Raw genomic sequence first — 26,483 nt, 5'->3', positions numbered from 1 at the left:
ATTTCTGGCTGTTTCAAGCGGATTTTCGCCGTTTTTACAAGCGAATCCGCGCGGTCACGAAAAGCCGAAAACAGCGTTAACACTTTGTTAAGGAAATAACGTGATCACAAACCACAGGGATCGGCACTACTCACCACAACATGGGCCGAGGTTTTGCGTATGAATGTTTTGATTGTTGAGAGTAACCCCGATCTGAGTCGGGTCTGGCAAAGGCATCTTGAACGACAAGGTGCCGAGGTGACGTTGGTCACTGGGCAAGAAGCTGCAATTCTTGCGCTCTATGGGGCTGAGTTCGATATCATCGTGCTCGATTTGGTGTTAGAGGCGGGCAGCGCGCTGGCCGTCGCAGATTTCGCCAGTTATCGCCGCCCCGAGGCACGGGTGATTTTTGTCACCAATACCACCTTCTTTTCGGACGGGTCGATCTTTGCCCACAGCCCTAACGCTTGCGCTTATGTGCAAAGCGCAACGCCGCCAGAGGATCTGGCGGCGATGGTCGAGCACTACGCAGCGGGTCGCTGACCGCGCCCATGAGGTTCCATGAAGTCCAGCATCGGGTTGGTCGGGATGATGCGATGCGGATTGATGCTTTCGTGGCTATAGTGATAGTGGCGCACGATGTGCTCCAGGTTGACCGTGTGTGCGACGCCCGGCCATTGGTATAGCTCGCGCGTGTAGGCCCACAGGTTCGGATAGTCGATCAGTCGCCGCCGGTTGCATTTGAAATGCAGATGATAGACCGGGTCGAACCGGATCAGAGTGGTAAACAGGCGCCAATCGGCCTCGGTGACGCGATCACCCATCAGATAGCGGCTCTGAGACAGGCGCTGTTCGAGCCAATCCAGAGTATCAAATAGCGGTCCCACCGCACTGTCATAAGCGGTTTGGCTGGTGGCGAAACCGGACTTGTAGACCCCGTTATTGACGTCGGAATAGATGCGAGCGTTGACCTCCTCGATGTCGTCGCGCATCGCCTCGGGCCAATAGTCATCGGTGTTTCCGGTGATGCCATCAAACGCCGAATTGAACATGCGGATGATTTCCGAGCTTTCATTGGAAACGATCGTCTCTTGCCGTTTGTCCCAAAGGATTGGCACAGTTACACGGCCGGAATAGGACGGATCCGCCTGGGTATAGACCTGATGGGCATAATCCAGCCCGTAAAGATCGTCGCCGGTCGCGCCGTTGTCATCCGTCTCGAAGGTCCAGCCTTTATCCAGCATATCCGGATGAACGACCGAAACCGAGATCAGGTCGTTTAGCCCCTTGAGTTCGCGGAAGATGAGGGTGCGATGCGCCCAGGGGCACGCGTGGCTCACATAGAGGTGATAGCGCCCCGGTTCCGCATTGAACCCACCCTTGCCCGAAGGGCCGGGCGTGCCGTCGGCGGTCAGCCAGTTGCGGAACTGCGCGGCGCTTCGTTTGAACGCGCCACCTGTGGATTTGGTGTCATACCACGTGTCATGCCACTTGCCGTCGACCAACAGGCCCATCTGTATTCCTCCGCTTAGAGATTTATCGAAAGATAGGCGTTTGAGCGCGGTGTTCCTATGCGAGCAGGCGCGCATTTTGCCTGCGTTTGCGCACAGACCATGGCGCGTGCGCCCGCAACACGGTGATGAAGACTGGATTTAAAGTAACCGGTTTCACTAGATTTTTACGATTGAGAGCGCACAATAGTACTCACTGCCGGGGGAGTTTTTTGATGAGTACCTATGTTTCCAAGGAAATAAGCGCTGAACTGGACGCGGCTCGAATCGCGGGCCTGAAGAGAACGAGCCGTCTTCGTGTAGAATTTGGCGACAATACCTTCAAAATTTTAAGATTGTGGAAGGATGGCTTCACGGTTGAGGCTGAAACCACTCCGCAACTGCGCGGTCTGGTCGATATCTATGACGGCGCGCGCCATCTGTACCAATGCCTGATCATCGCGGATGAAGCGCAGGCGGGTGAAATGCGCTATGATTTCAAACGCAGCACTGCCGCAGCCGACAAGGCGCCGCTGGATTTCTACCGCGCGCCGGATGCGCCGATCGCGCTGTTGGGGCACGAGGACTAGGGGCGGATTTCCACGGTCGTCCCATTTGGCGTCAAACTCCAGCGCCGTGCCATTTCGACATTTGACAGGGCGATACAATCGGCTGCCCAATCACCGGGCAGGGATAGGCCTACAATCCCGTTCGGCTGGCCACGAATGAATATGTCGCCCCCCGGATCAACGCCCTGAGCCCGCGCGCGGGCGATGTCTTTGGGTTTGGGGTAATTGATCCCAAGGGAAAGGTGATAGGCGCTCTGAGGATTGCGCTTGTCAATCTTGAACGCCCTGATGGACGTTTTTCTATCGCCCTTTTGCTGTTTGTCACCCTGCGGCGCAAAGCCCAGTGCGATATCCGATTGCATCACGACCATCCCGTTCGCAGACGCGGTCAGTCGCCGGGCGGATTTTAGATCAGGATGTGGTTGATCTGTGCGGTTTCGGGAACCATTCCGGCGCGGGCGGACGTGGCCCGTATCGGTGCTACCCAACCCATGCTGCGCTGATCAGGCACAGCACAAGAGTTATCTTTAAGGCCCGCCTCACTGCAAATCGGCAAACGCTTGTTTCAGGCGGGCACAGGCGTCCTCCACTCGGCTGCGTTGGGTGGCCAGGTTGAACCGCTCAAAGGTTTCTCCGCCCGCGCCGAAGCCTGGGCCCGATGTGGTGGCGATTTTGGCATCCTGACGCAGGCGACGAATGAATTCGGGATGGTCCATTCCGGTGCCCGAGAAATCAACCCAGGCCAGATAGGTCGCCTGCAGTGGCATGGACCAAAGACCGGGGATTTCCGCAATCGTTGCATCAAACAGACGGCGGTTGCTGTCCAGATGTACGATCTGCTCGTCGACCCATGCGGCGCCCTCTGGGGTGTAGGCGGCCGTGATCATCGCCACGCCAAGCGCACTGGGGTCGTAGTCCAGCGTCTGGATGCGGTTGCGCATGGCCGCGCGCAATTTGGGATCTGGGATGATCATGTTGCCAGTGCGCTGACCGGCGATGTTGAACGTTTTGGAAGGCGCCGTCAGCGTTACGGTCCAGGGCCGCGCATCCGGGGCGGCCACGTCCATCGGGACAAACGTTTGGCCGGGATAGACCAGGTCATGATGAATTTCATCCGACACCAAAACCAGCCCATTCCGTTCGGCAAAAGCTGCAACGGCGCGCAGCTCATCTGGTGTCCAGACCCGCCCCGACGGGTTCTGAGGCGAACACCACAACAGCATCTTTTCTGATCCGTCCAGCCGCGATTGCGCATCATCCAGATCCACCCCGTAGCTTTCGCCATCTCGCACCAACGGGCACTCTACCACCCTGCGGCCCGATTTGTTCACCTTGTGCGCAAACTCATGGTAAACGGGCGAAAAAATGACCACTCCGTCGCCCGGTTCGGTCCAGACGTCCAGACATAGGGCGATCGCGTTCCCCAACCCCTGTGAAGTCAGAACCCAATCGGTGTCGATGTCCCATCCATGACGGTTTTTCATCCACCACTGGACCGAACTCAGATAGTCCGGGTGCATCCAAGAATAGCCAAAAACCCCATGGTCCGCCGCGTGCCGCACGACATCGACAACACATGGCGCCGTAGGATAATCGGAATCGGCCGTCCACATGGCCAGCCCGTCATCCGGTGAAACGCCGTACAGGCGCTCCATCTTATCCCATTTAGAACTATTGGTGCCCCGGCGGTCGATCAAGTCGTTGAACGTCATGTTGTCTCCATCTGTCGGACGGAAAGCTAGTCACAATCGTGGCGGGTGCAAGGGGGGCGTTGCGGCGGGGGGCGCGATGGCCTAAATCAACGACATGAAACGCTCAATTCTTATTCACCCCGATCCGCGCTTGAAAAAAGTTTGCGCCCCCGTTGCTGACCTGACGGATGAACTGCGTAAACTGGCTGATGACATGCTGGAGACAATGTACGACGCTCCTGGTATCGGGCTGGCTGCACCGCAGATTGGCATCCTGGATCGGTTGATCGTGTTGGATTGCGTCAAGGAAGAGGGCGAGGCACCGCGCCCCCTGATCATGTTCAACCCCGAGATCGTGGCCTCTTCGGACGAAACAAATGTTTATGAAGAAGGCTGCCTGTCGATTCCCGAACAATATGCCGAAGTCACCCGTCCCAAAGTGGTGGAGGTGGCTTGGATGGATCGTGACGGTAACGCACAGCAAGAAACGTTTGATGACCTTTGGGCGACCTGCGTGCAGCATGAGATCGACCACCTGAACGGTAAGCTGTTCATCGACTATCTCAAGCCGCTGAAACGCCAGATGATCACGCGTAAGATGCAGAAGTTGAAACGCGAAAAGGCCCGCGCATGACCGTTCGCACCTGCCTGCCTTGGCCCGACAAACGCCTGCGGACCAAGGTTGAGGACGTGGCCGAGATTACCGATGAAATCCGGGCCATCTGGGACGACATGATCGACACGATGGAGGCGATGCCCGGTGTTGGTCTTGCGGGCCCTCAGATCGGAGTGATGTTACGGCTGGCCGTGGTGGATGGCTCGACCGAGCGTGGACGTGCGGTGCGGTTGGCGAACCCGGAAATCCTGCACAGCTCGATTGAACTGCGCGAGCATGATGAAGCCAGCCCGAACCTTCCCGGCGTGTCTGCCAAGGTGAAACGCCCCCGTGCGGTGACGGTGAAATTCCTGAACGAACAGGGCATGATCGATCGTCGTGATTTTGTGGGGATTGAGGCCACCAGCGTGCAGCACCAGATCGACCACTTGAACGGTCGGATGTATTTCGACCGTCTCAGCAAGGTCAAACGCGATATTCTGCTGCGCAAAGCCAGAAAGCAGGGGTAGAAATGCGCATCATTTTCATGGGAACGCCCGATTTCTCGGTGCCGGTACTGGACGCGCTGGTCGAAGCCGGGCATGAGATCGCCGCTGTTTACTGCCAACCACCACGCCCAGCAGGGCGAGGTAAGAAAGACCGGCCAACCCCTGTTCATGCACGGGCCGAGGCGCTTGGCTTTGATGTTCGTCACCCGATGTCATTAAAGTCGATCGAAGAACAAGAAGCCTTCGCAGCGCTGAAAGCGGATGTGGCCGTTGTCGTTGCCTATGGTCTGCTGTTGCCGCAACCTGTTCTGGATGCGCCCAAACAGGGGTGTCTGAATATTCACGCCAGCCTTTTACCGCGCTGGCGCGGGGCCGCGCCACTGCAGCGCGCAATCATGGCGGGGGACACTCAGACCGGCGTCTGCATCATGCAAATGGAGGCCGGACTGGATACCGGGCCGGTCCTTTTGCGACGTGCCACCGATATCGGGGCACAGGAAACCACGGCGCACCTGCATGACAGACTGTCAGAAATGGGTGCAGCGATGATTGTGGAAACGTTGGACACCTTATCGGACCTGACACCGGAACCTCAGTCCGAGGATGGAGTAACCTACGCGGCAAAGATCGACAAGTCCGAGGCGCGTGTCGACTGGACCCGCCCAGCCGTCGAGGTCGACCGGCAAATCCGTGGCCTGTCCCCCTTTCCCGGCGCCTGGACCGAGATGGGAGGCGAGCGTATCAAGCTGTTGGCCTCTCGGTTGGCAGTGGGGCAGGGGCAGCCGGGTGAGTTGTTGGATGATACCCTCCGCGTTGCCTGTGGCGATGGCGCGATTGACCTATTGCGCTTGCAGCGGGCTGGGAAAGCGGCGCAGGATGCAGCAACTTTCCTAAGGGGTTGGCCAGTCGCAGCTGGGACCAATTTAACGTCGGGGTAAAGTAGATGTTCATGGTCTTGATGGGTACGGTGGTTATCGCTGGCATCGTAGGATATCTGTCTGAGAAGACGGGATTTACCCACAATGGGTATCTGCCCTCAATCATCATTTGTGTGGGCGGAGCGTTCCTGTTTTACTTTGTCCGGATCATGTTCGGCATCAGCTTTGGGCCGCCTGGTTTTGATGCCGTGCTGTCCTCGATTGGTGCGCTTATCATCGTTCCGACTCATTGGAGGAAATAACGTGCCCGTCATCGCCCTGATCATCATCGGAGCTGCAGCCGGGTTTCTGGCGACCCGCCTGATGCGGATCGAGGCGGATATCCCCACAACCATGCTGATCGGCATTGTCGGCGCATTGGTGGGCGGGTTTATCCTGCGTGCCCTGATTGCCATGGCGGGCTGGCTGTCGGGTTTTGTTGGCGCGGTTCTGGGCGCTTTGTTGGTGATCTGGATCTGGCAGAGATATCTGCGTCGCTGACCCCTTGACCTTTCGGGTCGAACCCGGCCAGATCGCCAGGAAATTCTATCCGAAAGGCGCCCCATGTCGCATGACTTGAACCCCGGTGACGTTGCCCTGATGGGCGTTCCGCTGGACCTGCATTCTTCGTTCCTGCAGGGGCCTGCCTTTGCGCCGGGCCGCATTCGTGAGGCACTGCATTCCGGAGCTGCCAACCTGACTGCCGAAGACGGCACCGATCTGGGCGCGACCGACCGGTTTAAGGATACCGGCGATCTGGACGTGTTCGAGATGATTGGACAGGAACCCATCGACCGGATCGAGGCCGGGGCCGCCGAGCGTATCGCAACCGGCGCGCGGCTGTTGTCGCTGGGGGGCGACCACTCGGTCGCGTATCCGCTGATCAAAGCGCACTCAGAGCGGTATGAGGGATTGAACATCCTGCATGTCGACTCGCACCCTGACCTTTACGACAGTCAGCAGGTCGGCCCGCTGGGTCACGGTTGCCCCTTCGCGCGGGTCATGGAGACGTGCCAGATCAACCGTCTGGTGCAGGTCGGTATCCGCACCATGAACAAGCATCAGCAGGAACAGGCCGACAAGTTCGGCGTCGAAGTGATCGACATGCAAAGCTGGAGCCCGGATCTTGAGATCAGCTTTGACGGCCCTGTTTACCTTTCGCTGGATCTGGACGCGCTGGACCCGGCCTTTGCGCCGGGTGTTTCGCATCACGAGCCCGGTGGGCTGAGCACGCGCGAGGTGATAAACCTGATCCACCGTTTCAAGGGCCAGTTGGTTGGCGCGGATATTGTCGAGCTGAACCCTCACCGCGATCCCTATGGCATCACCGCGATGGTGGCGGCGAAATTCGTCAAGGAAATCGGCGGGCGTCTGCTGTCGCGCTGACCCTAACGCGCGTCACATTGGGCGGCTGATCCCAGACGGGGTGCGCCACCCGTGGTCATGTCGAACCGGTCAGCCTCGGACGCGTTCATCCAATGCATCCCTTCGGACGGGGCCGCGTCCAACGTGTACCAGTAGAACGCCTCATCCACGCCGATATCTTCGAAATAGTCCAGATATCGGTCATGTTCCGGGTCGTCCTTGGGGATTTCGGTGGCGACGATGTTCCAGCCGCCCCAACTGTGGACGCCGACGCAGGCTCCGGGCTCCAGCACGCGGCGCTTCCCTGCCAGAAACAGGTCGGTTCCGCCCGAAGCGATCAGCCCGTCTGAGGGCACAATCGTATCGAACCCCTGCTCGTGAACCACGCGGGAAAAAACCACATTCGCGTCGTCATCCATCGAGCCTTCAATATAGCTTAGCACCAGTGTTTTTGCGTCGGGGTTTCGCTGGATTACCTCAAGAAACGCATCCAGCGTCGTATGGTCGATAGTACCTGTGGCCACGATTTGATCTCCCTGCGCGGCAAACTGCATGGGGTCATATTGTTGACCGCAGCCAGCGAGGGCAGCGAGTCCGGCGATGACGATACAAAATGCAGGTTTCATGCGTAGAGGCCCTATTCAAACACGCGGTGGGCGGCTTTTGTAGACAGGCAGTTTCCAACCAAACAGCAATGACCCCGCCCTCAAGGCCCAGCAGACCAGCGCACAAGACGCCAGAATGGCCAGATCGTCCAGCCCAAGGCGGCTGGCGGCAACGGCGGTCAGCGCCCCGGCAAAGGCGCACGAGACGTAAAGTTCGCCCTGTTTCAGCACCAGAGGCACTTCGTTGCAGACCACATCGCGCATCAACCCGCCCAGACATCCGGTGCTGATCCCCATCAGCACGACGACCACGCCCGATTGCCCCAGCGACAAAGCGGTGGCCGATCCGGCTGCGACGGCGATTGACAGTGCAAAACTGTCCAGCCAGATCAGCCAGTTATAGCGGCTTTCCACCAGATGTGCGGTGAAGAACACCAATACGGCGGCTGCCACTGCGATCAGGATGTAATCCGGTTGTCCGACCCAGAAAACCGGGTCGCGGTTTAGCAGCAAATCACGGACAGTGCCGCCGCCCACGGCGGTCAGGCTGGCGATAAAGGCAAAGCCCACCAGATCCAGCTGCGCCCGACTGGCCACCAGCGCCCCGGTCAGTGCGAACACAAGAACCGAGGCATAGTCGAGCAGCGCCAGCCAGCTCATGCCTGTGTCTTTTTTGGCTTGAACGGTGCCATGCCGGCGCGGGCCAGTTCATCGGCCTTTTCGTTTTCAGGATGGCCCGCGTGGCCTTTGACCCATTCCCAGGTCACGTCATGACGAGTTTGTGCCTCGTCCAGCCTCTGCCACAGATCTACATTCTTGACAGGCTTCTTATTCGAGGTTTTCCAACCGTTCCGCTTCCACCCGAAAATCCACCCCGTGACGCCGTTTTTCACATAGGCGCTGTCTGTCACAACGGTGATCTTCGAGGCCCGGTCCAACGTTTCGAGCGCGCTGATCGCGGCCAGCAGCTCCATCCGGTTGTTTGTGGTCTCGGCCTCGCCGCCGTTGAGTTCCCGCTCTTTCAGGACATTGTCGCCATCCATCGCGCGCAAAAGCACGCCCCAGCCGCCGGGGCCCGGATTACCGGAACATGCGCCGTCGGTATAGGCAAACAGCTCAGGCATGGGCCAACACCAGAATGAAACCATCATACGAACCCGCAAGGCCCGCACCCACGCCCGTGGTGATCCAGTCGATGGTGAATCCGGTCTGGGACAGCGCTTCTTCGATTTCAGTCTGCGAGAAATAGGTGTAACGGCGGTCCAGATCGTCGCGATGTTCACCAGTCCCGAGTTTTAACCCCAGAAAAAAGACTCCTGCGGGTTTCAGCGCCTTGTGGATGGCTGACAGGTGTCGGGGGAAATCGGCGCGAGGGGCATGTAACAGCGAGAAACTTGCGTAGACTCCATCATACTCGGCCTCTTCGGTCACGTCGTCGAACGTCCCCAGATGAGCGTCCACACCGTTTTCACGCGCGTGTTCGACAAAAGCGGGTGTGGCGTCGATGGCGCGGACGCGCAGACCTTGCCGTTGCAGAAAGGCGCTGTCCGATCCCGGGCCGGCCCCGAGATCCAGTACGTGTCCGCCTTCCACGACCGCTTCTGCAAAAGCCATGCGGGCTTCGATCTGTTCAGGGGGTAGGGGAACACTGAGGTAATCAGCGACGCGAGAGGAATAGGCGTCAATCGTTCTTTTGTCGGTCACAAGTATACTCCAACGGCAAGGCAGACCAGAACGACGGCTGTCAGTAACATGCGCAGACGCATCCACCAAGCCGGCGTCAGTCGCCAGTATGAGAACACAGCGTCCAGCAAAAGTAACCCGGCAAAGCCCCACATCAGGTTGGTACCTGCCGCGAGGGGTCCACCGCCCGTTGTGAAAAAGGCCCAAAGCGCGGGGAGAACGGACAACAGATAGCAGGTCGCAGCCTTACTGCCCGATGTCTTCGTCGCAAACCCCCACAAAACGCCAGACATAAAGCTGAGGATGATCGAGCCGTAGAACAGCTGAACGTAAGGCCCCACGAAACGGGGACCCAGCGCCTGTGTGCCCCAGGCATGCAGATCATCGTTCAAGTAAGTCAGCGCCCCCCAGACGAAGGGGATCAATCCGGCTAGCCCCAAAACCAAAGGGGCGCGTGGAATACCGTTCATGCCGGTTCGCGCAAAACGCGCGGGACTTTGAATTCGACGTTTTCAACCGCTGTTTCGACCAATTCGACTTTTACATCAAAATGATCTCGGAATGCGTCGATCACTTCATTCACTAAGACCTCGGGAGCAGACGCACCAGCAGTGATCGCGACCGAGGAAATCCCTTCCAAGGCGCGCCAGTCGATATCTGTCGAACGTTGTACCAGTTGCGCATAGTTACACCCGGCGCGTGCGGCAACTTCGACCAGACGACGTGAATTGGACGAATTGGGCGCCCCCACAACCAACAGCGCATCGGATTTGGGGGCCACAGCTTTGACAGCTTCCTGCCTGTTCGTGGTCGCGTAGCAAATGTCTTCTTTGTGTGGGCTTACAATGGCTGGAAACCGCGCCTGTAGCGCTGCGATGATGTCCTTGGTATCATCAACGGACAGGGTCGTTTGCGTTACAAAGGCCAGCTTGTCGGGATCGCGCACGGCGACGGTGGCGACGTCCTCGACGGTTTCGACCAGTAGGACCTCGCCCTCGGGCAGTTGCCCCATGGTGCCGACAGTTTCGGGGTGTCCTTTGTGACCGATCATGATCATCTGCAACCCGGCTTCGGCATGGCGCTGCGCTTCGACATGGACTTTAGACACCAGCGGACAGGTCGCGTCGACGTAGATCATCTCGCGCTGGGCAGCCGCTGCAGGTACCGATTTAGGAACGCCGTGGGCCGAAAAAATTACCGGCCGGTCATCGGGGCATTCATCCAGTTCTTCGACGAACACCGCACCTTTTTCACGCAGCCCGTCCACTACGAATTTGTTGTGCACGATCTCATGACGCACATAGACCGGAGCGCCCCATTTCTGTAGCGCCATTTCCACAATCTTAATCGCCCGGTCTACACCGGCGCAGAACCCACGCGGTGCTGCCAGATACAGCGTCAGGGATGGCTTTGTCATGTCACGTTCTCCTTAAGGCCACAGGTAGGTCTTTTCCTCGCCATGGTCCAGACAGGACAGTGTCATTCATCTGACATGAATCAGTGCTATCAAACAGATGTTTCATCACCTGTTTCTAGTTTAAGACGCGCGGTCAGGGCATCAACCCTGACCGCGTTCTTTATCTTTTGGTGTTTGGTGCGTGTTACTGACCGCTTGCAGCCACGCTGCGCGGTTCCATCGGAATGTCACGCGGCGGGCGGCCGATCACATCGCGCAGGTCTTCAAGCTCGATGAAGTTGTCGGCCTGACGGCGCAACTCGTCCGAGATCATCGGCGGCTGGCTACGGATGGTCGACACGACCGAAACGCGCACGCCCTGACGTTGCAGACTTGCTATCAGCGGGCGGAAGTCCCCATCGCCCGAAAACAGCACGATGTGATCAACGCGCGGTGCCAGTTCCATGGCATCGACGGTCAGTTCGATATCCATGTTTCCTTTGACTTTCCGACGCCCCATACTGTCGGTGTATTCTTTCGCCGGTTTTGTCACCATGGTGAAGCCGTTGTAATGCAGCCAGTCTACCAGGGGGCGGATGGGCGAATACTCGTCATTTTCCAAAAGCGCTGTGTAGTAAAAAGCACGAAGCATCTTCCCGCGGCGCATGAATTCCTGACGCAGCAGTTTGTAGTCGATGTCAAATCCAAGTGCTTTCGCGGCCGCATAAAGATTCGAGCCGTCGATGAACAGCGCTAGCCGTTCGTCTTTATAAAACATAAATAGGTCCTTCCGGTATCTACCAGAACGCCGGGTGTTACGTGAGTGAGCTAGGAAATTGGCGGCGCGCTGATACGCCTATAATTAGGGCATTTAATGTGTATCGCAAGTATGCAATTCGCCGAATATAGGGAATAGTATGTGCAAATTTACGTCAGAATCGGTCATTGCATTGGGCGCAAATCTCAATTTGAGAGGCTGCGGACCCAAGGTGACACTAGAACAGGCAATTGACGCAATTTCACGTCAGGGCTTGGTGATTCGCGCCGTCAGCCGATTCTACGAGACCCCCTGTTTTCCAGCGGGTGCTGGACCGGATTACGTGAACGCGGCTGTTTTGGTCGAAACGGAAAAGTCAGCTGCAGACTTGTTGCAACTGCTGCATGAGGTCGAACACGAATTCGGGCGCGAACGAATACAGCGCTGGGGGATGCGGACGTTGGATCTGGATCTGGTATGTTTCGGCGACCAAGTGCTTCCGGATACGTCAACCTATAACCAATGGCGGACGCTGCCGTCGCAGGAACAGATGCAGCAGGCGCCGGACCGGTTGATCCTGCCGCATCCCCGTCTTCAGGATCGCGCCTTCGTGCTGGTGCCAATGGCTGATGTCGCCCCGGATTGGTACCATCCCGTGCTGGGTCTGACGGTCCGGGAAATGGTGGCAGCCCTGCCTGTCGATGATATTGCCGCCGTTACCCCTTTGTGATCGGTGCATTTGCGGCATTTCCTGCTTGTCAAGGCAGGGATTCGCCCTTAGATAAACCTCTTCCTGACATGGACTCAGAAACGGAGAGCGCCCAATGGCCCGCGTGACGGTAGAAGATTGCGTAGACAAGGTACAAAACCGGTTCGAGCTGGTGATGCTTGCCGCCCATCGTGCGCGTGAGATTTCCGCAGGTGCTGCGATCACTGTGGACCGCGACAATGACAAAAACCCGGTTGTGTCGCTGCGCGAAATCGCCGACGAAACCCAAAGCGCTGATGAACTGCGCGAACGCCTGATCGAGGCCAACCAGACCCAGATCGAGGTTGATGAGCCCGAAGAGGACCAGATGGCGCTGCTGATGGGTGCGGAATCCGACAAGCCTGCAGATGATGACATGTCCGAAGAGAAGCTGCTGCGCGCTCTGATGGAGGCTCAAGGCCAGGGGTAATCCCCAAAAACGAAGGTGCGGACCGGATGATTTCTGCTGAAGACCTGATTGCGCTGGTCCGCAACTACAACCCCAAGACAAATGCTGACCGCATTGCCCGTGCCTATGAGTTCGGAAGCCAGATGCATGAGGGTCAGTTCCGCCACTCTGGCGAACCCTATTTCACCCATCCTGTTGCCGTTGCCGCCATCCTGACCGAACAGCGTCTGGATGATGCCACGATCATTACCGCACTACTGCATGACACGATCGAGGATACCAAGGCCAATTACGGCAAGGTGTCCGAGCTGTTCGGGGATGAAGTGGCCAAGCTGGTCGATGGCGTCACCAAGCTGACCAACTTGCAGCTGTCCAGCAGGGAAACCAAACAGGCCGAGAACTTCCGCAAGCTGTTCATGGCCATGTCCAAAGATTTGCGGGTCATTCTTGTCAAGCTGGCAGACCGTTTGCACAACATGCGCACGATCAAGGCGATGCGCCCCGAAAAACAGGTTCAAAAAGCGCGCGAGACGATGGATATCTACGCGCCACTTGCGGGCCGTATGGGGATGCAATGGATGCGCGAAGAGCTGGAGGATCTGGCCTTCCGCGTGCTGAACCCCGAAGGTCGGCAGTCGATCATCCGGCGGTTTATCACTCTGCAAAGGGAAACCGGCGATGTGATCCATCGGATCACCGGCGATATGCGCCTTGAATTGGACAAGGCTGGGATCGAAGCCGAGGTGTTCGGCCGAGCCAAAAAACCCTATTCGATCTGGCGCAAGATGCAGGAAAAGGATCAGGGCTTTTCGCGTCTGTCCGATATCTATGGCTTCCGCATTATCACTCAGACAGAAGAAGACTGCTATAGGACCCTTGGCGCGATCCACCAGCGCTGGCGCGCGGTGCCGGGACGGTTCAAGGACTACATCAGCCAGCCAAAATCGAACGGATACCGCTCGATCCACACAACGGTATCGGGGCGGGATGGCAAACGGGTCGAAGTGCAGATCCGTACCCGCCAGATGCACGACGTGGCCGAAACGGGTGTGGCGGCGCACTGGTCGTACCGCGACGGGGTGCGGTCCGAAAACCCGTTCGCCGTCGATCCGGCCAAGTGGATCGCCAACCTGACCGAGCAATTTGACAGCGAGGATGACCACGAGGATTTCCTCGAAGCCGTCAAGCTTGAGATGTATTCCGACCAAGTGTTCTGCTTCACGCCCAAGGGCGATGTTGTGAAACTGCCGCGTGGGGCGACACCAATCGATTTCGCTTATGCGATCCATACGCGGATTGGCCATGCTTGTGTCGGGGCCAAGGTGGACGGTATCCGAGTGCCGCTGTGGACCCGGATCAAGAACGGTCAGTCGGTCGATGTAATCACGGCCGACGGGCAGACCCCGCAGGTCACATGGCTTGAGATTGCGGTCACTGGCAAAGCCCGCACCGCCATCAGGCGCGCTCTGCGTGAAGTTGACCGCGAGCGTTTCATCAAATTGGGCAAGGAACTGGCGCGCTCGGGGTTCGAACATGTGGGCCGAAAGGCGACGGACAAGGCGTTGGACACGGCCGCCAAGCATTTGCGTCTGAAGGACAGACACGAATTGTTGGCTCGTTTGGGCAGTGCCGAACTGACGGCCCATGACGTGGTGAGCGCCGTTTATCCAGAGCTTACGCAGGATGAAGGGGACGCGATCCCCCTGCGCCGCGCTGTGATTGGTCTTGAGCCGGGTCAGAAATTCGACCGGGCACCATGTTGTCAGCCCCTGCCGGGAGAGCGGATTGTCGGCATCACCTATCGTGGCAAAGGGGTGGTGGTGCATGCCATCGATTGTGACCGCCTGACCGAGTTTGAAGGCGAACCCGAGCGTTGGGTGGACTTGCATTGGCACACTGGCACCCATCCGGCGGTCTATGGCGCGACGCTGGATCTGACCATTGGAAACGATGCGGGTGTACTGGGGCGTATTTGCACATTGATCGGTGAGAAAAAGGCCAATATCTCGAACCTTGAATTCGTCGACCGGAAACCGGATTTTTACCGTCTTCTGATCAATGTCGAACTGCGCGACCTTGAACAGCTTCATTCTTTGATGCTGATGCTTGAGGCCGAAAGCGATGTTGCTGCTGTCGAACGCTACAGAGACAGGACCAAGACCGCCGTGGCGGCTGGCTGAGAAGGGGTGATCAGGAGTGGTTTTCAAGCGCCGAGATCGACGCTCGCCTGTCCAGATCGCATCTGAATTCGTCTACCCCCGTGGCGGATGGACCCGCGCGTTCCACTATGTAAAACACCGCGTCCGTCGGTTGCCGGACTCCCCTGAACGCATCGCACGCGGTATCGGGGCAGGGGTGTTCGCAGCGTTTACTCCGTTCTACGGGTTGCATTTCGTCGTGGCTGCGTTGGCGGCGCGTTTGATCAACGGCAATATTTTGGCTGCGCTGAGCGGAACGTTTTTCGGAAACCCGCTAACTTACGTTCCGATTGGTGTCATCTGCCTTCAGGCCGGTCATTTCATTTTGGGAACCGAGTTTCAGGAGGGCGACACCCATGGCCTTATGGGTAAGTTTGCCGACGCGCTGGGCGACCTCAAGGATAACTTCATTGCCATTTTCACTGATCGCATGGCTGATTGGTCCGGGTTGCGTATATTCTATGACGAAGTGTTCTTTCCCTACCTAATAGGGGGCATTTTGCCCGGTTTGCTGGCCGGGGCGATCTGCCACTATCTGAGCCTGCCTTTGATCCGAACCTACCAGCAGCGGCGGCGCGCCAAAATCAAAGCGAAATTTGACGAAATCCGCCGTTTGGCAGAATCCAAGCCTGCCGTTTCAGTTTCAAAACCACTAGGCTCGGGCCAGAATTCGGCAAAGGAATCAAGCGATGTCTGACAATCCCCTGCGTCTGGGCGTGAATATCGACCACGTGGCCACCGTGCGCAATGCGCGTGGCGGGGCGTACCCTGACCCTCTGCGCGCCGCCAAACTGGCCGAAGAGGCCGGGGCTGATGGCATTACAGCCCATCTGCGCGAAGATCGCCGCCATATATCGGACGCAGATATCGACGGGTTGATGGAGGTTCTGTCGGTCCCGCTGAACTTTGAAATGGCCGCGACGCCCGAGATGCAGCAGATCGCCCTGCGGCACAAACCGCATGCGGTGTGCATCGTTCCCGAAAAGCGCGAGGAACGGACGACCGAAGGCGGTTTGGAAGTCGCGCGCGAGGAAAACAAGCTGGCCCATTTCATCGCCCCCCTGCGCGACGTGGGCTGCCGCGTGTCCATTTTCATCGCCGCCGACCAGCGCCAGATCGAAGCCGCGCATCGCATCGGTGCCGAGGTGATCGAACTGCATACCGGTGCTTATTGCGACGCCGTCTCCGAGGGTCACACAGACGTAGCCAACCAAGAGCTGGACAGCCTGCGTGAGATGTCCGCATTTGCCCATTCGCTTGGGCTGGAAGTCCACGCGGGCCATGGTCTGACCTATGACACTGTGCAACCCGTCGCGGCTTTCCCTGAGGTGCGCGAGTTGAACATCGGTCATTTCTTGATCGGCGAGGCTGTCTTTCGCGGCCTGACCCCGGCGATTGCCGAGATGCGACGGCTGATGGATGAGGCGCGGGCAGTCGTCTGATCGCTAAGGTAACGCTATGGATTCGAACAATTTGTGGCGCTACAGCGTCTTGCTTGTCCAAGTCCGGTTATTAATGCCGATCGCTATTGTCGTTCCGTGGCATGTGACCGGGCTAAATTTAGCGAATGTGGGGATACCCTTCCTGTCAGCGATTGCCGCAGCGATGATAGCGGGCTGCGGCATAGCGCGGTCGATGGGCCGAATGCCGCACTTGCGCGAGGTGCTGGGCTTTGCGGTTGCGGGGACCGTGATATTCATGGTCGTGAACGCTGCGGCCTATCTGATTTTGGCGATCAGCAATATCGGACCGGTCGATATGTCGCTTCTGATGTATTGGCACAGAGGTGGCTATATGGGCAGCCTTATGCTGTATCTGGCGATTTTTGCTTTCTTCGCCAACAGCGTTCTATTCTATCTGTCGACCAAAATGGAACTCAGGGCGATTGCCAGACGGCGTAGCAAAGAAAGCGCGAAATGATCCTAGGCATCGGCACAGACCTCGCGAATATCGAGCGTATTCAGGGTACGCTCGACCGGTTCGGTGACCGGTTCCGCAACCGCGTTTTCACCGACACCGAACAGCGCAAGGCCGAACGTCGCCATGACACGGCTGGCACCTATGCCAAGCGCTGGGCCGCTAAAGAGGCGTGCTCTAAGGCTTTGGGCACCGGCCTGCGCATGGGCATCGCGTGGAAGGACATGGCCGTCACCAACCTGAACACCGGCCAGCCGGTCATGCATGTCACCGGCTGGGCCGCCGAGCGCCTGCGCGAGATGACCCCCGAAGGCCATGAGGCGATCATCCACGTCACCCTGACCGACGACCACCCTTGGGCGCAGGCTTTCGTGGTGATTGAGGCGCGCGCCATCACGAACGCAGCGGCCAGCCTTGACTAACCTCTCTGCGCCCCGCATGTAGCACCCCAACAAACCAAGGACCGGAGAGCAGTATGGCCGAGGACGTCAAAACCGGAAATCCCGTGTGGGAGACGATTAAAACCATCGTCTACGCATTGCTGATCGCAGGCGTTTTCCGGACACTGTTTTTTCAACCCTTCTGGATTCCGTCGGGCTCGATGAAACAGACCCTGCTGATCGGGGATTTCCTGTTCGTAAACAAGATGGCCTATGGTTATTCCTACGCCTCGTGCCCTAGTCTGATCATTCCCAGTGTTGGCCTGAATATCGATGCCGAGGATGTTTGCGGCTGGATGTCGGGGGACGATAACTCGCGCCTTTGGGCCGGCGATCCTGAACGCGGGGATGTCATCGTCTTCCGTCACCCTGTTACAGGGCGTGATTTCATCAAACGCCTGATTGGTTTGCCCGGTGATCGTATCCAGATCCGCGAAGGCCAGATCATCCTGAACGGTACGCCTGTTCCACAGCAACCGGATGGTGTTTTCACCGAAACCGCTTTGCCACAGGGGCCGCAAGGTCTTCGTCCGCGATGTGAAAACGGCCCGGTCGGGATTGGGGCGATTTGCGAAAAGTCCCGGACGATCGAAACGTTGCCAAACGGCGTCTCTTACGACGTACTCAATATCGGCAACCAGGGATCCGACAACACCGGGATCTACACTGTTCCCGAAGGTCACTATTTCTTCATGGGCGACAACCGTGACAATTCCAGCGACAGCCGTCTGCCGCAATCTGCGGGTGGCGTGGGCTATGTGCCTTACGAAAACCTGATTGGTCGCGCAGATCGGATCATGTTCTCTTCCGCTGGCCGGTCGATGCTGTTCTTCTGGACCTGGCGGAGTGACCGATTCTTCAAGGCGGTCAAGTGAAGCTTTCTGCCGAGATAAAGTCTTTTCAGCATCGGTTGGGCTACACGTTTTCCAACCCTGAGCTGCTTGTTCGCGCGCTGACTCATGGCTCAGTCTCGTCCTCAACTCGACCGGATAATCAGCGGTTAGAGTTTTTGGGCGACCGTGTATTGGGGTTGGTTATGGCTACGGCCCTGCTAGAGGCCGACAAAAAGGCAACTGAGGGTCAACTCGCTCCGCGATTCAATGCGTTGGTCCGAAAGGAAGCCTGCGCCGATGTCGCGCGACAGATCGACCTCGGTGCGGTTCTGAAACTGGGCCGATCTGAGATGCTGTCGGGTGGCCGTCGAAAACAGGCACTCCTGGGCGACGCGATGGAGGCGGTCATCGCCGCAATCTACCGCGATGCCGGGTTCGAAGCGGCACGAGACGTGATCATTGCTTTGTGGGGCGATCGCATCCATTCGGTCGAAGCGGATGCGCGCGATGCCAAAACGTCTCTTCAGGAATGGGCGCAGGCACGCGGCCAGAAACCTCCGTCTTACGTCGAGGTCAAACGCAGCGGACCCGATCACGCCCCGGTATTCACGATCGCCGCGCGTTTGCAGGACGGTACAGAGGCGCAAGCCACTGCAGGATCAAAGCGCCAGGCGGAACAGGCCGCAGCCAAATCGCTACTCGATCAGTTAACGAAATAGCATATCCCTTTGGCGAGGAGGCTGGCTCCCACTGGATCGGATTGGCGCAAACAATTCGAAATTGAAACGACCTGATACCACCCGACCTGACAGCCGATTATCCAGTGATAAGACGCCTCATTCTTAGGGGCCGCGACGCCTCCTTTGGCAAGCACCGGAAACTCTAGCCAGATCAGGTCTGCCAACGTCGACAACCAATCCAGATGAGCCCACTTTCTTAAGCACAGCTGCCCTGATGGTGCTTTCTCTCCAAGAGAAGTGCAAACCCGCTATGAGACAAAACCCTCTGGCCCGCGAAGTCTTTCTGCTATAGGGGTGCGCACTTGCAAACAGGATCGCAGTACACATGACCACACGCGCCGGATTTATCGCCCTGATCGGAGAGCCCAACGCGGGCAAATCCACCCTTCTGAACCGCATGGTTGGGGCCAAAGTCTCGATCGTGACGCATAAGGTGCAGACCACGCGTGCGCGCATTCGCGGCGTCGCGATGGAGGGCGAGGCCCAGTTGGTCTTTGTTGACACGCCGGGTCTTTTCAAGCCGCGCCGCAGGTTGGACCGCGCTATGGTCGCTGCCGCCTGGGGGGGCGCAGCTGATGCAGATGTCGTGGTCTTAATGGTCGAAGCGCATCGCGGTATCACCGAAGGAGTCGAACGCATTCTGGAAGGTCTGGACGAGATCGGGCAAGGCCGCACCGTCGCCCTGGCCATCAACAAGATCGACAAAGTACCATCCGAGAAACTGCTGGCCCTAACCAGCGGCCTGAACGCACGCTATCCGTTTGCTGAAACCTTCATGATTTCAGCCGAAAAAGGCCACGGGGTTGAAGACCTGCGCAAATGGCTGGCGGGCGAGCTGTCCGAAGGGCCTTGGCTCTACCCCGAGGATCAAATTGCCGATTTGCCCTTGCGCATGATCGCCGCCGAAATGACGCGCGAGAAACTGACCCTGCGCCTGCATCAGGAACTGCCCTATCAGCTAACCGTCGAAACCGAGAACTGGGAAGAGCGCAAGGACGGATCCGCCAAAATCGATCAGGTCATCTATGTTATGCGCGACGGCCACAAGGGTATCGTTCTGGGCAAACGTGGCGAGACGATCAAGGCGGTTAGCCAAGCTGCGCGCGCCGAGCTGGAAGAGTTTCTTGATCGCAAAATTCACCTTTTCCTTCAGGTCAAAGTGCGTCCAAATTGGCTTGAGGAATCTGAGCGTTACTCGGAAATGGGTCTGGATTTCAAAGACGGCAACGCATGAGCGGGACGAAGAAATCTCGTCGTAAATTGTTGGCGCCTTTGCTAAGGAGCGCGCAATGACCCGGCTGACGGCGGAATTTTGGGTTCACGCCTACTTGGCCCGCCTGCGGTTTCAAGAAATTCCTGCGTTTGTCGTCGCTCACGGTGACAACACGGCCGGCGCTGTCCTGGTCAAGCTCAATACTCTGGATGGGCAGGCCGTCGCGTTCCAGCGCAGTTTTGATCTGATGAGTGGGGAGCGCAAATGGGTCGAACTATCCGCTGGTCCCGAGGCCGACGTGGATGTGGCGATTACAAAACAACGCAGTTTTGATCCAGACCTTTGGGTGGTCGAGGTCGAAGATCGACAGGGGCGGCATTTGTTGGGTGAAGACGGGTTAGAGTAATTGCCCGCCTCACTTAAAAGCTGAAAAGACTGCAACTTCTGTCCGGTATTTCTGTACGACCTGATTTTAGAATCTCACGTTTTATTGATCCGACGCGCCGCGCCCCCCGTAGTTACAGCACATGTCTACCAAAAAGGGGGAAATTATGAAGATTTTGACAATCACTGCAGCCGCGGCTGTCGCACTGGGTACTGTTGCAATGGCAGATCCGGGAAAGAGCAAGGGAAAAGGAAATAACGATCAGGCTCAGGCAATGTCAGGCGCACTGCAAGGGAACCGTGGATTTGCGAGTGTCGCCGCAGATGTAAGCGGCAAAAACGCATTGGGCAAAGGTCTGTCGGGTTGGGGTAACGCCGGTAGTTCTTTGGATGACGGAAACAGCGTCAGTGGTAGAATCACAAGCGACGACGATTGATGAAATGGGGCGTCGGCTTAAGTTGGCGCCCCTGCTTTAGACGACCGATCAGAAAAGCCTTTATCAACCACCGATGAATAGTGCTTTTGCCGACGAAGTCGCTGCTCATTATCAACAAACAACTTGTGTTGGGCGTTATCTTTGGATTTTCTACCTACATTCTGAGACAAACGGCGGCAATGTGGACTGGCGCGATCACGGTATACTTCTGACCACACGCCGACATGGTGAGACAGCGGCGATCATCGAGGTCTTCACCGAAATCCACGGACGTCATGCCGGGGTTGTGCGCGGTGGGACCAGTCGGAAAATTGCGCCGATCCTGCAGCCGGGAGCGCAGCTAGACGTGCTTTGGCGCGCGCGGCTCGAAGAGCATATAGGCACGTTTCAAGTCGAACCCCTGCGTTCTCGTGCAGCGGTGGCGTTTTCGGGGCGGCTGGCACTGGCGGGATTAAACGCGGTCGTGGCACTTTTGGCCTTCTGCCTTCCCGAACGGGAACCGCACCCGGTCATCTACAAACAAACCGAACAGTTGATGGACCTGCTGGGGCAGGATGATGTATGGCCGCTGGCCTACTTGCGATGGGAATTGGCCATGCTTGAAGAGTTGGGCTTTGGTCTTGATCTGACCGCTTGCGCAGTTACCGGGGCGGTCGAAGATCTGATCTATGTCTCTCCGAAATCGGGCCGCGCGGTTAGTGAGAAAGGGGCGGGGGAATGGGCGGATAAGCTGTTGCCACTGCCCCCATGTCTGCGCGGCGAGGGGGCCGCGCCGGATCCCGAGATTGCCGAGGCACTACGCACCACCGGGTACTTTCTGGAGCACCGGGTCGCGCCGTCCCTCGGTCATCGCCCGCTGCCCGAAGCGCGGGCGCGGTTTGTCGAGCAGTTTACTCGGCGGCTTTGAACACCATTTCGTGGCCGTCCTCGTTCCGCAGGATCAAAACATCTCCGGCCACTTCAGACTGTGTCATGGCAATCAGAGCGGCGAAATAGTATCCTTCGGCTTCCAGCCCCGCGCAGGCTGCGCGGGTGGCGGTCAATCCGGTCACTTCAAACCAGGGATATGGGGCGCTTAGGGTGCCGTTGTAGCTGTTGCACGGGGCGTTACCCGCAATCTTCCCGTCTTCCGTAAAACGTAGCAAAGCGCTGGCTTCATAAGGCTGACCGTCGATCTCTTGCAGCGCCCATGTTCTATCCGCCGCACCATAGGCGGCGACGGTTTCATCCCTGTCGCATTGAAACAGAGCCATGAAGGGCAGGATCAGGGTTAGTCGTATCATTTGATCACGTTAGCCCAAATCACCCTAAATCCGAACAGGGTTAATAGGGGTTCTGACCGCTCACCAACTCGGCCCTTACTTCGCTGCGAGGGCGCCAATTATATCGTGTATCCTCGCGTGTAGGAGCCCAGGTCAGTGCGCCGCTGTTGCGCCATGGATCAAGAATAAGCCCATCATACATCGAATCCCCCTTGGCGCTGATCAGCGCAGAATGATGGATTATGCGAAATGCCGTGGGGGGCGAAGTCGCCCAATGCAGATCCAAAGTCTCGAAATTCTCTTGCCGAAGCCGGGCAGTCATGGCTTCGGCCCAATCGTTGCACAGTCCTTTCTCGCGCAGGCCATTGACGACCTTGGCGTTGTGAATGATGGCTGGATCGGTCACGTTCCATTCCTGCGCCAAACGGCTCGAGTATGTGTACGCGATTTCAGCGGCTTGCTGCGCTTCGACAGGGTCGACGTTGGGCCCGAGGTCGCGGATAGCCAGCGCCAGTTCGTCAATGTCGTTCTGGCCAGCGGCTGGGTATTGCTTGGCGCAGCCTCCTAGCGCCATAGCCACTATTACTGCGAGGCAGGCCAGAATAGATCGCATCATGTCGTGTAATTTCCTGTTCACTGTCCCAGCTGATGTAACCGTATTCAAGGCATCGTGGTAGTGAGAAATTCCGGGCGTTGGCGAAACTGGGCCTATGTCATTAGCAAAAAAAGACCCGGCGCGCGCGCCGGGTCAAGTTGGGGAAACAGGGCTACCTATAAGATCAACCCAGCAAACGCCGAGCGATGACCTGTGCCTGAATTTCGGCAGCCCCTTCGAAAATGTTCAGGATGCGCGCATCACACAGAACGCGGCTGATCTTGTATTCCAGCGCAAACCCGTTGCCGCCGTGGATCTGCAGGCCATTATCCGCAGCAGCCCACGCAACCCGTGCACCCAGCAGCTTGGCCATGCCGGCCTCAAGATCGCAGCGATGTCCGTTGTCCTTTTCCCACGCGCTGAAATAGGTCAGCTGGCGCGCAATCATAATCTCGACCGCCATCATCGCCAGCTTGCCCGAGACGCGGGGAAAGTTGATCAGCGACTTGCCGAACTGCTTGCGATCCTGCGCGTATTGCATGGCGATATCCAGCGCGCTTTGCGCCACGCCGATGGCGCGGGCAGCGGTCTGAATGCGGGCAGATTCGAAGGTCTCCATCAGCTGTTTAAAGCCTTTGCCTTCTTCGCCGCCCAGCAGGTTCTCACCTTTCACCTTAAAGCCGTCAAAGCCCAGCTCGTATTCCTTCATGCCGCGATAGCCCAGAACCTCGATCTCGCCGCCGGTCATGCCGGGCGTGGGGAAGGGGGCCTCGTCCGTGCCGGGAGTTTTCTCGGCCAGGAACATCGACAACCCGCGGTGGTCAGAGCTGTCGGGGTTGGTGCGGGCCAGCAGGGTCATCACATGGGTGCGGGCCGCGTGTGTGATCCAGGTCTTGTTGCCGGTGATCTCATAATCGCCTTCGGCATTCTTGACTGCGCGGGTGCGCAGGCTGCCAAGGTCGGACCCGGTGTTGGGCTCGGTGAACACGGCGGTGGGTAGAATCTCAGCGCTCGCGAGTTTTGGCAGCCAGTTGGCCTTTTGCTCGTCCGTGCCGCCGGCGATGATCAGCTCGGCCGCGATCTCGGACCGGGTGCCCAACGAACCCACGCCAATATAGCCGCGCGACAGTTCCTCGGACACCACACACATCGAGGCTTTGGACAGGCCGAACCCGCCGAATTCTTCGGGAATGGTCAGGCCAAAGACGCCCATCTCAGCCAGTTCCTCGATGATTTCCATCGGGATCAGCTCATCTTTCAGGTGCCACTCATGGGCGTGCGGTTCGACCTTTTCGACCGCATAGCGGCGGAACTGGTCGCGGATCATTTCCAGTTCTTCGTCCAGACCGGATGCGCCAAACATTGTGGCACCGGATTGATCTTCCATCAATTCTACAAGGCGGCTGCGGGCGGCTTGTGTATTGCCGCCTTGGGTCAGAGTCATCACCTCAGGGATCATCAACGCGCGCATATCATCTTGGCTGAGGCCAAGATCCTGCAGGCGAACGATTTCACCCTGATTCATTTGGATGCCGCCATAGACCTGCCACAGATATTCGCCGAACGCGATTTGATGCAGCAGCTGTTCGATTTCACCAAACTTGCCATCACGATCCAACGTCTCGGCCCAACGCTGCATCTGTTGCAGCGACTGACTGTAGGTGGCCAGCCACGCGAGGCCATGAGCGGCCGTTTGGTTGGCTTCGATCAACGCACCGGACACGCGACCCTCGACAGTCACCATCTGGCGCACAGATTCACGCGCGCGGTCGAACACAGCTTCGACTGCCGGGACTGCGGCGCGGGTCAGTGTCAGAAGGTCGGGCAAAATCGCGGATGCTGTCATCTGGGTCATATCCTGTCCGTCATGGGCCATGAATCAAGTCCTTTTCTGGGTCGATTGGTCATACCATGCTGCACGTGCAGCGCAACAAAAATACGAATTACGTTGCGAAATAGTTCAAAAATTTCTTGCGCAGTTTTGCGATGCAGAATTTTTCAGGAGTGATATCACAGGCGCATGACCCTGTTCTCCGTTGTGTCACCGTCGGAAATTCTGTTTGCCCTTGCCGCCGCTTTTGCGGCGGGTTGGGTCAAAGGGATGGTCGGTTTTGCCATGCCCATGGTGCTTGTCTCTGGACTTAGTGTTTTCCTGTCGCCGCAACTGGCGCTGGCGGGATTGATCCTGCCTACGTTGGCCACAAATGGCGTGCAGGCATTTCGCGAAGGGGTTCCGGCCGCGATCGATGCCATACGGCAGTTTCGCGTTTTTCTGTTGGTTGGCCTCGTGTTTTTGTTAGCTGGGGCACAACTGGTCCGCTTCGTGCCCGAGACGGTGTTTCTGTTGATGATCGGCATTCCGGTCTCGGTCTTTGCTGTGATTCAGATCGCCGGGTGGAAACTGACCCTCGAAAAGACCTCGACCCGAGTTGAGGCTGCGATTGGAGCCGTAGCCGGTTTCGTGGGGGGGATGTCGGGGATATGGGGGCCTCCGACGGTCGCTTATCTGACAGCGTTGAATACGCCCAAGGATGTGCAAATGCGCGTACAGGGCGTAATCTACGGGCTTGGGGCAGGCGCATTGGTTATTGCGCATCTGGGCTCGGGTATTTTGCGGGCCGAGACAGCACCATTCTCGGCAATTCTGATCCTGCCCGCACTGCTTGGGATGTGGGTCGGCCTGCGCCTGCAGGCGCGCATCGACCAGGCGCGGTTTCGGAAACTGACTTTGATGGTGCTATTGATCGCAGGATTGAACCTTCTGCGTAAAGCGGTGATGGGTTAACTGCGGCTATCTGCCAAGCGGAAGGCGAAATACAAACCCAGCATCAGGAAGAACAGACCTGAAATGTCGCCGATCAAATAGGCAATGTATTCGACGCGTGCGCTGCCAAAAGCCATATTTGTCAGACCTGCCACAAGGAATGAGGTGATCACACCGACACCCATGACACAGACCCAGCACGGTTTGCGATCAGCCCTTGGAAACAGATCCCATCCGGCCCATTTGAGCAAATAGAAGACTGCCGGTACTGTCAGAACGGCGATTGCAATAGCGGCAAGACGGCTGGGCAGGAAAACGTCGCTGCCCCCCAGCGCCGCAAAGACGATGAAAACGCCGGGAAGAAGGGCAAAAATGGCTCGCCAGCCCAATAGCCATGCAGACAATACCCGAACCCCATGGGGCAGGAACAGAAGGCTGGCCCGGCTTGGATATTCTGGAAAAAACATGTTCTGAAGGGGCATCAGAACCTCGAATGTAAGATACGATGCCACGACATATGCCAACGAGGCAAAAAACGTTTCAGAAGTCCATTTGCGCACGACAATCAGCCATTGTCGTGGCTGTTGGGCGCGTCACCTGGGAGCATGAACGACGTACCGCCCCCGGTTTGCGCTGCCGCTTTGCGAAAGGTATCCCTTTTGCACCAGGGACTTGAGTGCACGGAAAAATGTCGGGCGCGATACGCTTTGAACCAGTGTATGTTCGATCAAACCAAAGGTGCGAACTTCCTGATCGTTTTTCGACAATTCCTCAGCCGCGTAATAGATATCGCGCTCAACCGGAGAGAGTTGTTCCAGGCCCAGCGTCCGCTCCATACTTTGCATCAATTTACGCAGTTCGGTGAGTTTCGAGATTTCTGTCATATCGTTACCTGCCTTATTCCGTGTCTTCCGCCCCTTTACGGTGACGAACTGAGGTATGCCGTTTTACGAGTTACCCGGCAAATCTCATATTGACACTCATCCC

General features: G+C 57.6%; 37 protein-coding genes. 22 read left to right on the top strand and 15 right to left on the bottom strand.

Annotated features, from left to right (window positions below; all coding sequences use genetic code 11):
* Nucleotides 1–159 precede the first annotated feature (159 nt).
* Nucleotides 160–522 (top strand): response regulator transcription factor, encoded by a 363-nt coding sequence (locus AC2FNR_RS14350; protein WP_496849651.1) that lies wholly within the window; start codon nucleotides 160–162, stop codon nucleotides 520–522.
* Here the strand turns inward: AC2FNR_RS14350 and AC2FNR_RS14345 are convergent.
* Nucleotides 504–1,493, bottom strand: coding sequence for a glutathione S-transferase family protein (locus tag AC2FNR_RS14345; RefSeq protein WP_496849649.1), 990 nt, complete (start codon nucleotides 1,491–1,493; stop codon nucleotides 504–506). The genes AC2FNR_RS14350 and AC2FNR_RS14345 overlap by 19 nt on opposite strands.
* A 212-nt stretch (nucleotides 1,494–1,705) precedes the next feature.
* Between AC2FNR_RS14345 and AC2FNR_RS14340 the strand changes: the two genes are divergently transcribed.
* Nucleotides 1,706–2,059, top strand: coding sequence for a hypothetical protein (locus tag AC2FNR_RS14340; RefSeq protein ID WP_209198160.1), 354 nt, complete (start codon nucleotides 1,706–1,708; stop codon nucleotides 2,057–2,059).
* On the opposite strand, the gene AC2FNR_RS14335 is transcribed toward AC2FNR_RS14340, so the two are convergent.
* Together AC2FNR_RS14335 and AC2FNR_RS14330 are read right to left on the bottom strand one after the other, a co-directional pair.
* The gene (locus tag AC2FNR_RS14335; RefSeq protein ID WP_496849647.1) at nucleotides 2,056–2,400 is read right to left on the bottom strand and encodes a L,D-transpeptidase family protein; all 345 of its coding nucleotides are present in this window, start codon (nucleotides 2,398–2,400) and stop codon (nucleotides 2,056–2,058) included. The two genes, AC2FNR_RS14340 and AC2FNR_RS14335, sit on opposite strands and share 4 nt — an antisense overlap.
* 177 nt (nucleotides 2,401–2,577) lie before the next feature.
* Entirely contained in the window at nucleotides 2,578–3,750 is a 1,173-nt protein-coding gene (locus tag AC2FNR_RS14330) for a MalY/PatB family protein (protein ID WP_496849646.1), read from the bottom strand.
* 94 nt (nucleotides 3,751–3,844) lie between these two features.
* Between AC2FNR_RS14330 and def (AC2FNR_RS14325) the strand changes: the two genes are divergently transcribed.
* The 6 genes from def (AC2FNR_RS14325) to speB all read left to right on the top strand — a co-directional run bounded on the left by def (AC2FNR_RS14325) (nucleotide 3,845) and on the right by speB (nucleotide 7,136).
* Complete coding sequence (def, locus tag AC2FNR_RS14325) at nucleotides 3,845–4,363, top strand: peptide deformylase (RefSeq protein WP_170356749.1); 519 nt, start codon at nucleotides 3,845–3,847, stop codon at nucleotides 4,361–4,363.
* Nucleotides 4,360–4,854, top strand: coding sequence for a peptide deformylase (def, locus tag AC2FNR_RS14320; RefSeq protein ID WP_496849644.1), 495 nt, complete (start codon nucleotides 4,360–4,362; stop codon nucleotides 4,852–4,854). Before def (AC2FNR_RS14325) ends, def (AC2FNR_RS14320) begins: the two co-directional genes overlap by 4 nt.
* Nucleotides 4,855–4,856: 2 nt before the next feature.
* On the top strand, nucleotides 4,857–5,771 hold the full coding sequence (gene fmt, locus AC2FNR_RS14315) for a methionyl-tRNA formyltransferase (protein ID WP_496849643.1): 915 nt from the start codon (nucleotides 4,857–4,859) through the stop codon (nucleotides 5,769–5,771).
* Nucleotides 5,772–5,776: 5 nt separating this feature from the next.
* Complete coding sequence (locus AC2FNR_RS14310) at nucleotides 5,777–6,013, top strand: hypothetical protein (RefSeq protein ID WP_170756075.1); 237 nt, start codon at nucleotides 5,777–5,779, stop codon at nucleotides 6,011–6,013.
* A gap of 1 nt (nucleotide 6,014) precedes the next feature.
* Entirely contained in the window at nucleotides 6,015–6,251 is a 237-nt protein-coding gene (locus AC2FNR_RS14305; protein ID WP_480483547.1) for a GlsB/YeaQ/YmgE family stress response membrane protein, read from the top strand.
* 63 nt (nucleotides 6,252–6,314) lie between these two features.
* The gene (gene speB, locus AC2FNR_RS14300; RefSeq protein WP_480870378.1) at nucleotides 6,315–7,136 is read left to right on the top strand and encodes an agmatinase; all 822 of its coding nucleotides are present in this window, start codon (nucleotides 6,315–6,317) and stop codon (nucleotides 7,134–7,136) included.
* Nucleotides 7,137–7,138: 2 nt separating this feature from the next.
* Here speB and AC2FNR_RS14295 read toward each other — a convergent pair whose 3' ends face one another.
* The 7 genes from AC2FNR_RS14295 to AC2FNR_RS14265 all read right to left on the bottom strand — a co-directional run bounded on the left by AC2FNR_RS14295 (nucleotide 7,139) and on the right by AC2FNR_RS14265 (nucleotide 11,577).
* Nucleotides 7,139–7,741: a COG3904 family protein gene (locus tag AC2FNR_RS14295; protein WP_480870375.1), complete on the bottom strand. Its 603-nt coding sequence runs from the start codon at nucleotides 7,739–7,741 to the stop codon at nucleotides 7,139–7,141.
* A 15-nt stretch (nucleotides 7,742–7,756) separates the two neighbouring features.
* Nucleotides 7,757–8,380 (bottom strand): trimeric intracellular cation channel family protein, encoded by a 624-nt coding sequence (locus AC2FNR_RS14290; RefSeq protein WP_480870372.1) that lies wholly within the window; start codon nucleotides 8,378–8,380, stop codon nucleotides 7,757–7,759.
* Nucleotides 8,377–8,844 carry a ribonuclease HI gene (rnhA, locus tag AC2FNR_RS14285; RefSeq protein WP_170356742.1) on the bottom strand — a complete coding sequence of 156 codons (468 nt, stop codon included), beginning with the start codon at nucleotides 8,842–8,844 and terminating at the stop codon, nucleotides 8,377–8,379. Before rnhA ends, AC2FNR_RS14290 begins: the two co-directional genes overlap by 4 nt.
* The gene (locus AC2FNR_RS14280) at nucleotides 8,837–9,424 is read right to left on the bottom strand and encodes a class I SAM-dependent methyltransferase (protein ID WP_480870366.1); all 588 of its coding nucleotides are present in this window, start codon (nucleotides 9,422–9,424) and stop codon (nucleotides 8,837–8,839) included. Before AC2FNR_RS14280 ends, rnhA begins: the two co-directional genes overlap by 8 nt.
* Nucleotides 9,421–9,873, bottom strand: a complete 453-nt coding sequence (locus AC2FNR_RS14275) for a DUF3429 domain-containing protein (protein ID WP_496849638.1) — start codon at nucleotides 9,871–9,873, stop codon at nucleotides 9,421–9,423. The genes AC2FNR_RS14280 and AC2FNR_RS14275 overlap by 4 nt, the downstream gene beginning before the upstream one ends.
* Entirely contained in the window at nucleotides 9,870–10,820 is a 951-nt protein-coding gene (gene ispH, locus AC2FNR_RS14270) for a 4-hydroxy-3-methylbut-2-enyl diphosphate reductase (protein WP_170356739.1), read from the bottom strand. Before ispH ends, AC2FNR_RS14275 begins: the two co-directional genes overlap by 4 nt.
* 184 nt (nucleotides 10,821–11,004) lie before the next feature.
* Nucleotides 11,005–11,577: a LabA-like NYN domain-containing protein gene (locus tag AC2FNR_RS14265; RefSeq protein ID WP_170356738.1), complete on the bottom strand. Its 573-nt coding sequence runs from the start codon at nucleotides 11,575–11,577 to the stop codon at nucleotides 11,005–11,007.
* A gap of 139 nt (nucleotides 11,578–11,716) precedes the next feature.
* Between AC2FNR_RS14265 and folK the strand changes: the two genes are divergently transcribed.
* From folK to recO, 13 genes are all read left to right on the top strand, one after another.
* Nucleotides 11,717–12,286 (top strand): 2-amino-4-hydroxy-6-hydroxymethyldihydropteridine diphosphokinase, encoded by a 570-nt coding sequence (gene folK / locus AC2FNR_RS14260; protein ID WP_496849636.1) that lies wholly within the window; start codon nucleotides 11,717–11,719, stop codon nucleotides 12,284–12,286.
* Between the two features lie 94 nt (nucleotides 12,287–12,380).
* Nucleotides 12,381–12,734 (top strand): DNA-directed RNA polymerase subunit omega, encoded by a 354-nt coding sequence (gene rpoZ / locus AC2FNR_RS14255; RefSeq protein WP_170356736.1) that lies wholly within the window; start codon nucleotides 12,381–12,383, stop codon nucleotides 12,732–12,734.
* A gap of 26 nt (nucleotides 12,735–12,760) precedes the next feature.
* Entirely contained in the window at nucleotides 12,761–14,893 is a 2,133-nt protein-coding gene (locus AC2FNR_RS14250) for a RelA/SpoT family protein (RefSeq protein ID WP_170356735.1), read from the top strand.
* A gap of 16 nt (nucleotides 14,894–14,909) precedes the next feature.
* Nucleotides 14,910–15,608: a DUF2062 domain-containing protein gene (locus tag AC2FNR_RS14245; RefSeq protein ID WP_480870356.1), complete on the top strand. Its 699-nt coding sequence runs from the start codon at nucleotides 14,910–14,912 to the stop codon at nucleotides 15,606–15,608.
* Complete coding sequence (locus tag AC2FNR_RS14240; protein WP_496849633.1) at nucleotides 15,601–16,353, top strand: pyridoxine 5'-phosphate synthase; 753 nt, start codon at nucleotides 15,601–15,603, stop codon at nucleotides 16,351–16,353. Before AC2FNR_RS14245 ends, AC2FNR_RS14240 begins: the two co-directional genes overlap by 8 nt.
* A gap of 73 nt (nucleotides 16,354–16,426) precedes the next feature.
* A complete protein-coding gene (locus AC2FNR_RS14235) occupies nucleotides 16,427–16,831 on the top strand; it encodes a hypothetical protein (protein ID WP_496849632.1) in 405 nt (134 codons plus the stop codon).
* A complete protein-coding gene (acpS, locus tag AC2FNR_RS14230; protein WP_170356731.1) occupies nucleotides 16,828–17,250 on the top strand; it encodes a holo-ACP synthase in 423 nt (140 codons plus the stop codon). Before AC2FNR_RS14235 ends, acpS begins: the two co-directional genes overlap by 4 nt.
* 53 nt (nucleotides 17,251–17,303) lie before the next feature.
* A complete protein-coding gene (lepB, locus tag AC2FNR_RS14225; protein ID WP_170356730.1) occupies nucleotides 17,304–18,143 on the top strand; it encodes a signal peptidase I in 840 nt (279 codons plus the stop codon).
* Nucleotides 18,140–18,820: a ribonuclease III gene (gene rnc / locus AC2FNR_RS14220; RefSeq protein WP_353394792.1), complete on the top strand. Its 681-nt coding sequence runs from the start codon at nucleotides 18,140–18,142 to the stop codon at nucleotides 18,818–18,820. Before lepB ends, rnc begins: the two co-directional genes overlap by 4 nt.
* A gap of 346 nt (nucleotides 18,821–19,166) precedes the next feature.
* Complete coding sequence (gene era, locus AC2FNR_RS14215) at nucleotides 19,167–20,075, top strand: GTPase Era (RefSeq protein WP_496849629.1); 909 nt, start codon at nucleotides 19,167–19,169, stop codon at nucleotides 20,073–20,075.
* A gap of 55 nt (nucleotides 20,076–20,130) precedes the next feature.
* Nucleotides 20,131–20,460, top strand: coding sequence for a DUF1491 family protein (locus AC2FNR_RS14210; protein WP_496849627.1), 330 nt, complete (start codon nucleotides 20,131–20,133; stop codon nucleotides 20,458–20,460).
* 145 nt (nucleotides 20,461–20,605) lie between these two features.
* Nucleotides 20,606–20,875: a hypothetical protein gene (locus AC2FNR_RS14205; RefSeq protein ID WP_170724876.1), complete on the top strand. Its 270-nt coding sequence runs from the start codon at nucleotides 20,606–20,608 to the stop codon at nucleotides 20,873–20,875.
* 181 nt (nucleotides 20,876–21,056) lie between these two features.
* Nucleotides 21,057–21,782 (top strand): DNA repair protein RecO, encoded by a 726-nt coding sequence (recO, locus tag AC2FNR_RS14200; protein ID WP_170756089.1) that lies wholly within the window; start codon nucleotides 21,057–21,059, stop codon nucleotides 21,780–21,782.
* Here recO and AC2FNR_RS14195 read toward each other — a convergent pair.
* The 3 genes from AC2FNR_RS14195 to AC2FNR_RS14185 all read right to left on the bottom strand — a co-directional run bounded on the left by AC2FNR_RS14195 (nucleotide 21,766) and on the right by AC2FNR_RS14185 (nucleotide 24,608).
* Nucleotides 21,766–22,158 carry an META domain-containing protein gene (locus tag AC2FNR_RS14195; RefSeq protein WP_170756061.1) on the bottom strand — a complete coding sequence of 131 codons (393 nt, stop codon included), beginning with the start codon at nucleotides 22,156–22,158 and terminating at the stop codon, nucleotides 21,766–21,768. The two genes, recO and AC2FNR_RS14195, sit on opposite strands and share 17 nt — an antisense overlap.
* A 40-nt stretch (nucleotides 22,159–22,198) precedes the next feature.
* Nucleotides 22,199–22,753 carry a hypothetical protein gene (locus AC2FNR_RS14190; protein WP_353394805.1) on the bottom strand — a complete coding sequence of 185 codons (555 nt, stop codon included), beginning with the start codon at nucleotides 22,751–22,753 and terminating at the stop codon, nucleotides 22,199–22,201.
* 163 nt (nucleotides 22,754–22,916) lie between these two features.
* A complete protein-coding gene (locus tag AC2FNR_RS14185) occupies nucleotides 22,917–24,608 on the bottom strand; it encodes an acyl-CoA dehydrogenase family protein (protein ID WP_496849624.1) in 1,692 nt (563 codons plus the stop codon).
* A 144-nt stretch (nucleotides 24,609–24,752) separates the two neighbouring features.
* On the opposite strand from AC2FNR_RS14185, the gene AC2FNR_RS14180 reads away from it, so the two are divergent.
* Complete coding sequence (locus AC2FNR_RS14180) at nucleotides 24,753–25,517, top strand: sulfite exporter TauE/SafE family protein (RefSeq protein ID WP_496849622.1); 765 nt, start codon at nucleotides 24,753–24,755, stop codon at nucleotides 25,515–25,517.
* Here the strand turns inward: AC2FNR_RS14180 and AC2FNR_RS14175 are convergent.
* Together AC2FNR_RS14175 and AC2FNR_RS14170 are read right to left on the bottom strand one after the other, a co-directional pair.
* A complete protein-coding gene (locus AC2FNR_RS14175; RefSeq protein WP_496849620.1) occupies nucleotides 25,514–25,978 on the bottom strand; it encodes a hypothetical protein in 465 nt (154 codons plus the stop codon). The genes AC2FNR_RS14180 and AC2FNR_RS14175 overlap by 4 nt on opposite strands.
* A gap of 111 nt (nucleotides 25,979–26,089) precedes the next feature.
* Nucleotides 26,090–26,380 carry a hypothetical protein gene (locus tag AC2FNR_RS14170; RefSeq protein ID WP_170356721.1) on the bottom strand — a complete coding sequence of 97 codons (291 nt, stop codon included), beginning with the start codon at nucleotides 26,378–26,380 and terminating at the stop codon, nucleotides 26,090–26,092.
* Between the last annotated feature and the right edge of the window lie 103 nt (nucleotides 26,381–26,483).

It is taken from the genome of Ruegeria sp. SATB045, from assembly GCF_059613525.1.
The sequence above is the reverse complement of the archived record's forward strand: the minus strand, read 5'-3'. Positions and strand labels throughout refer to the sequence as shown.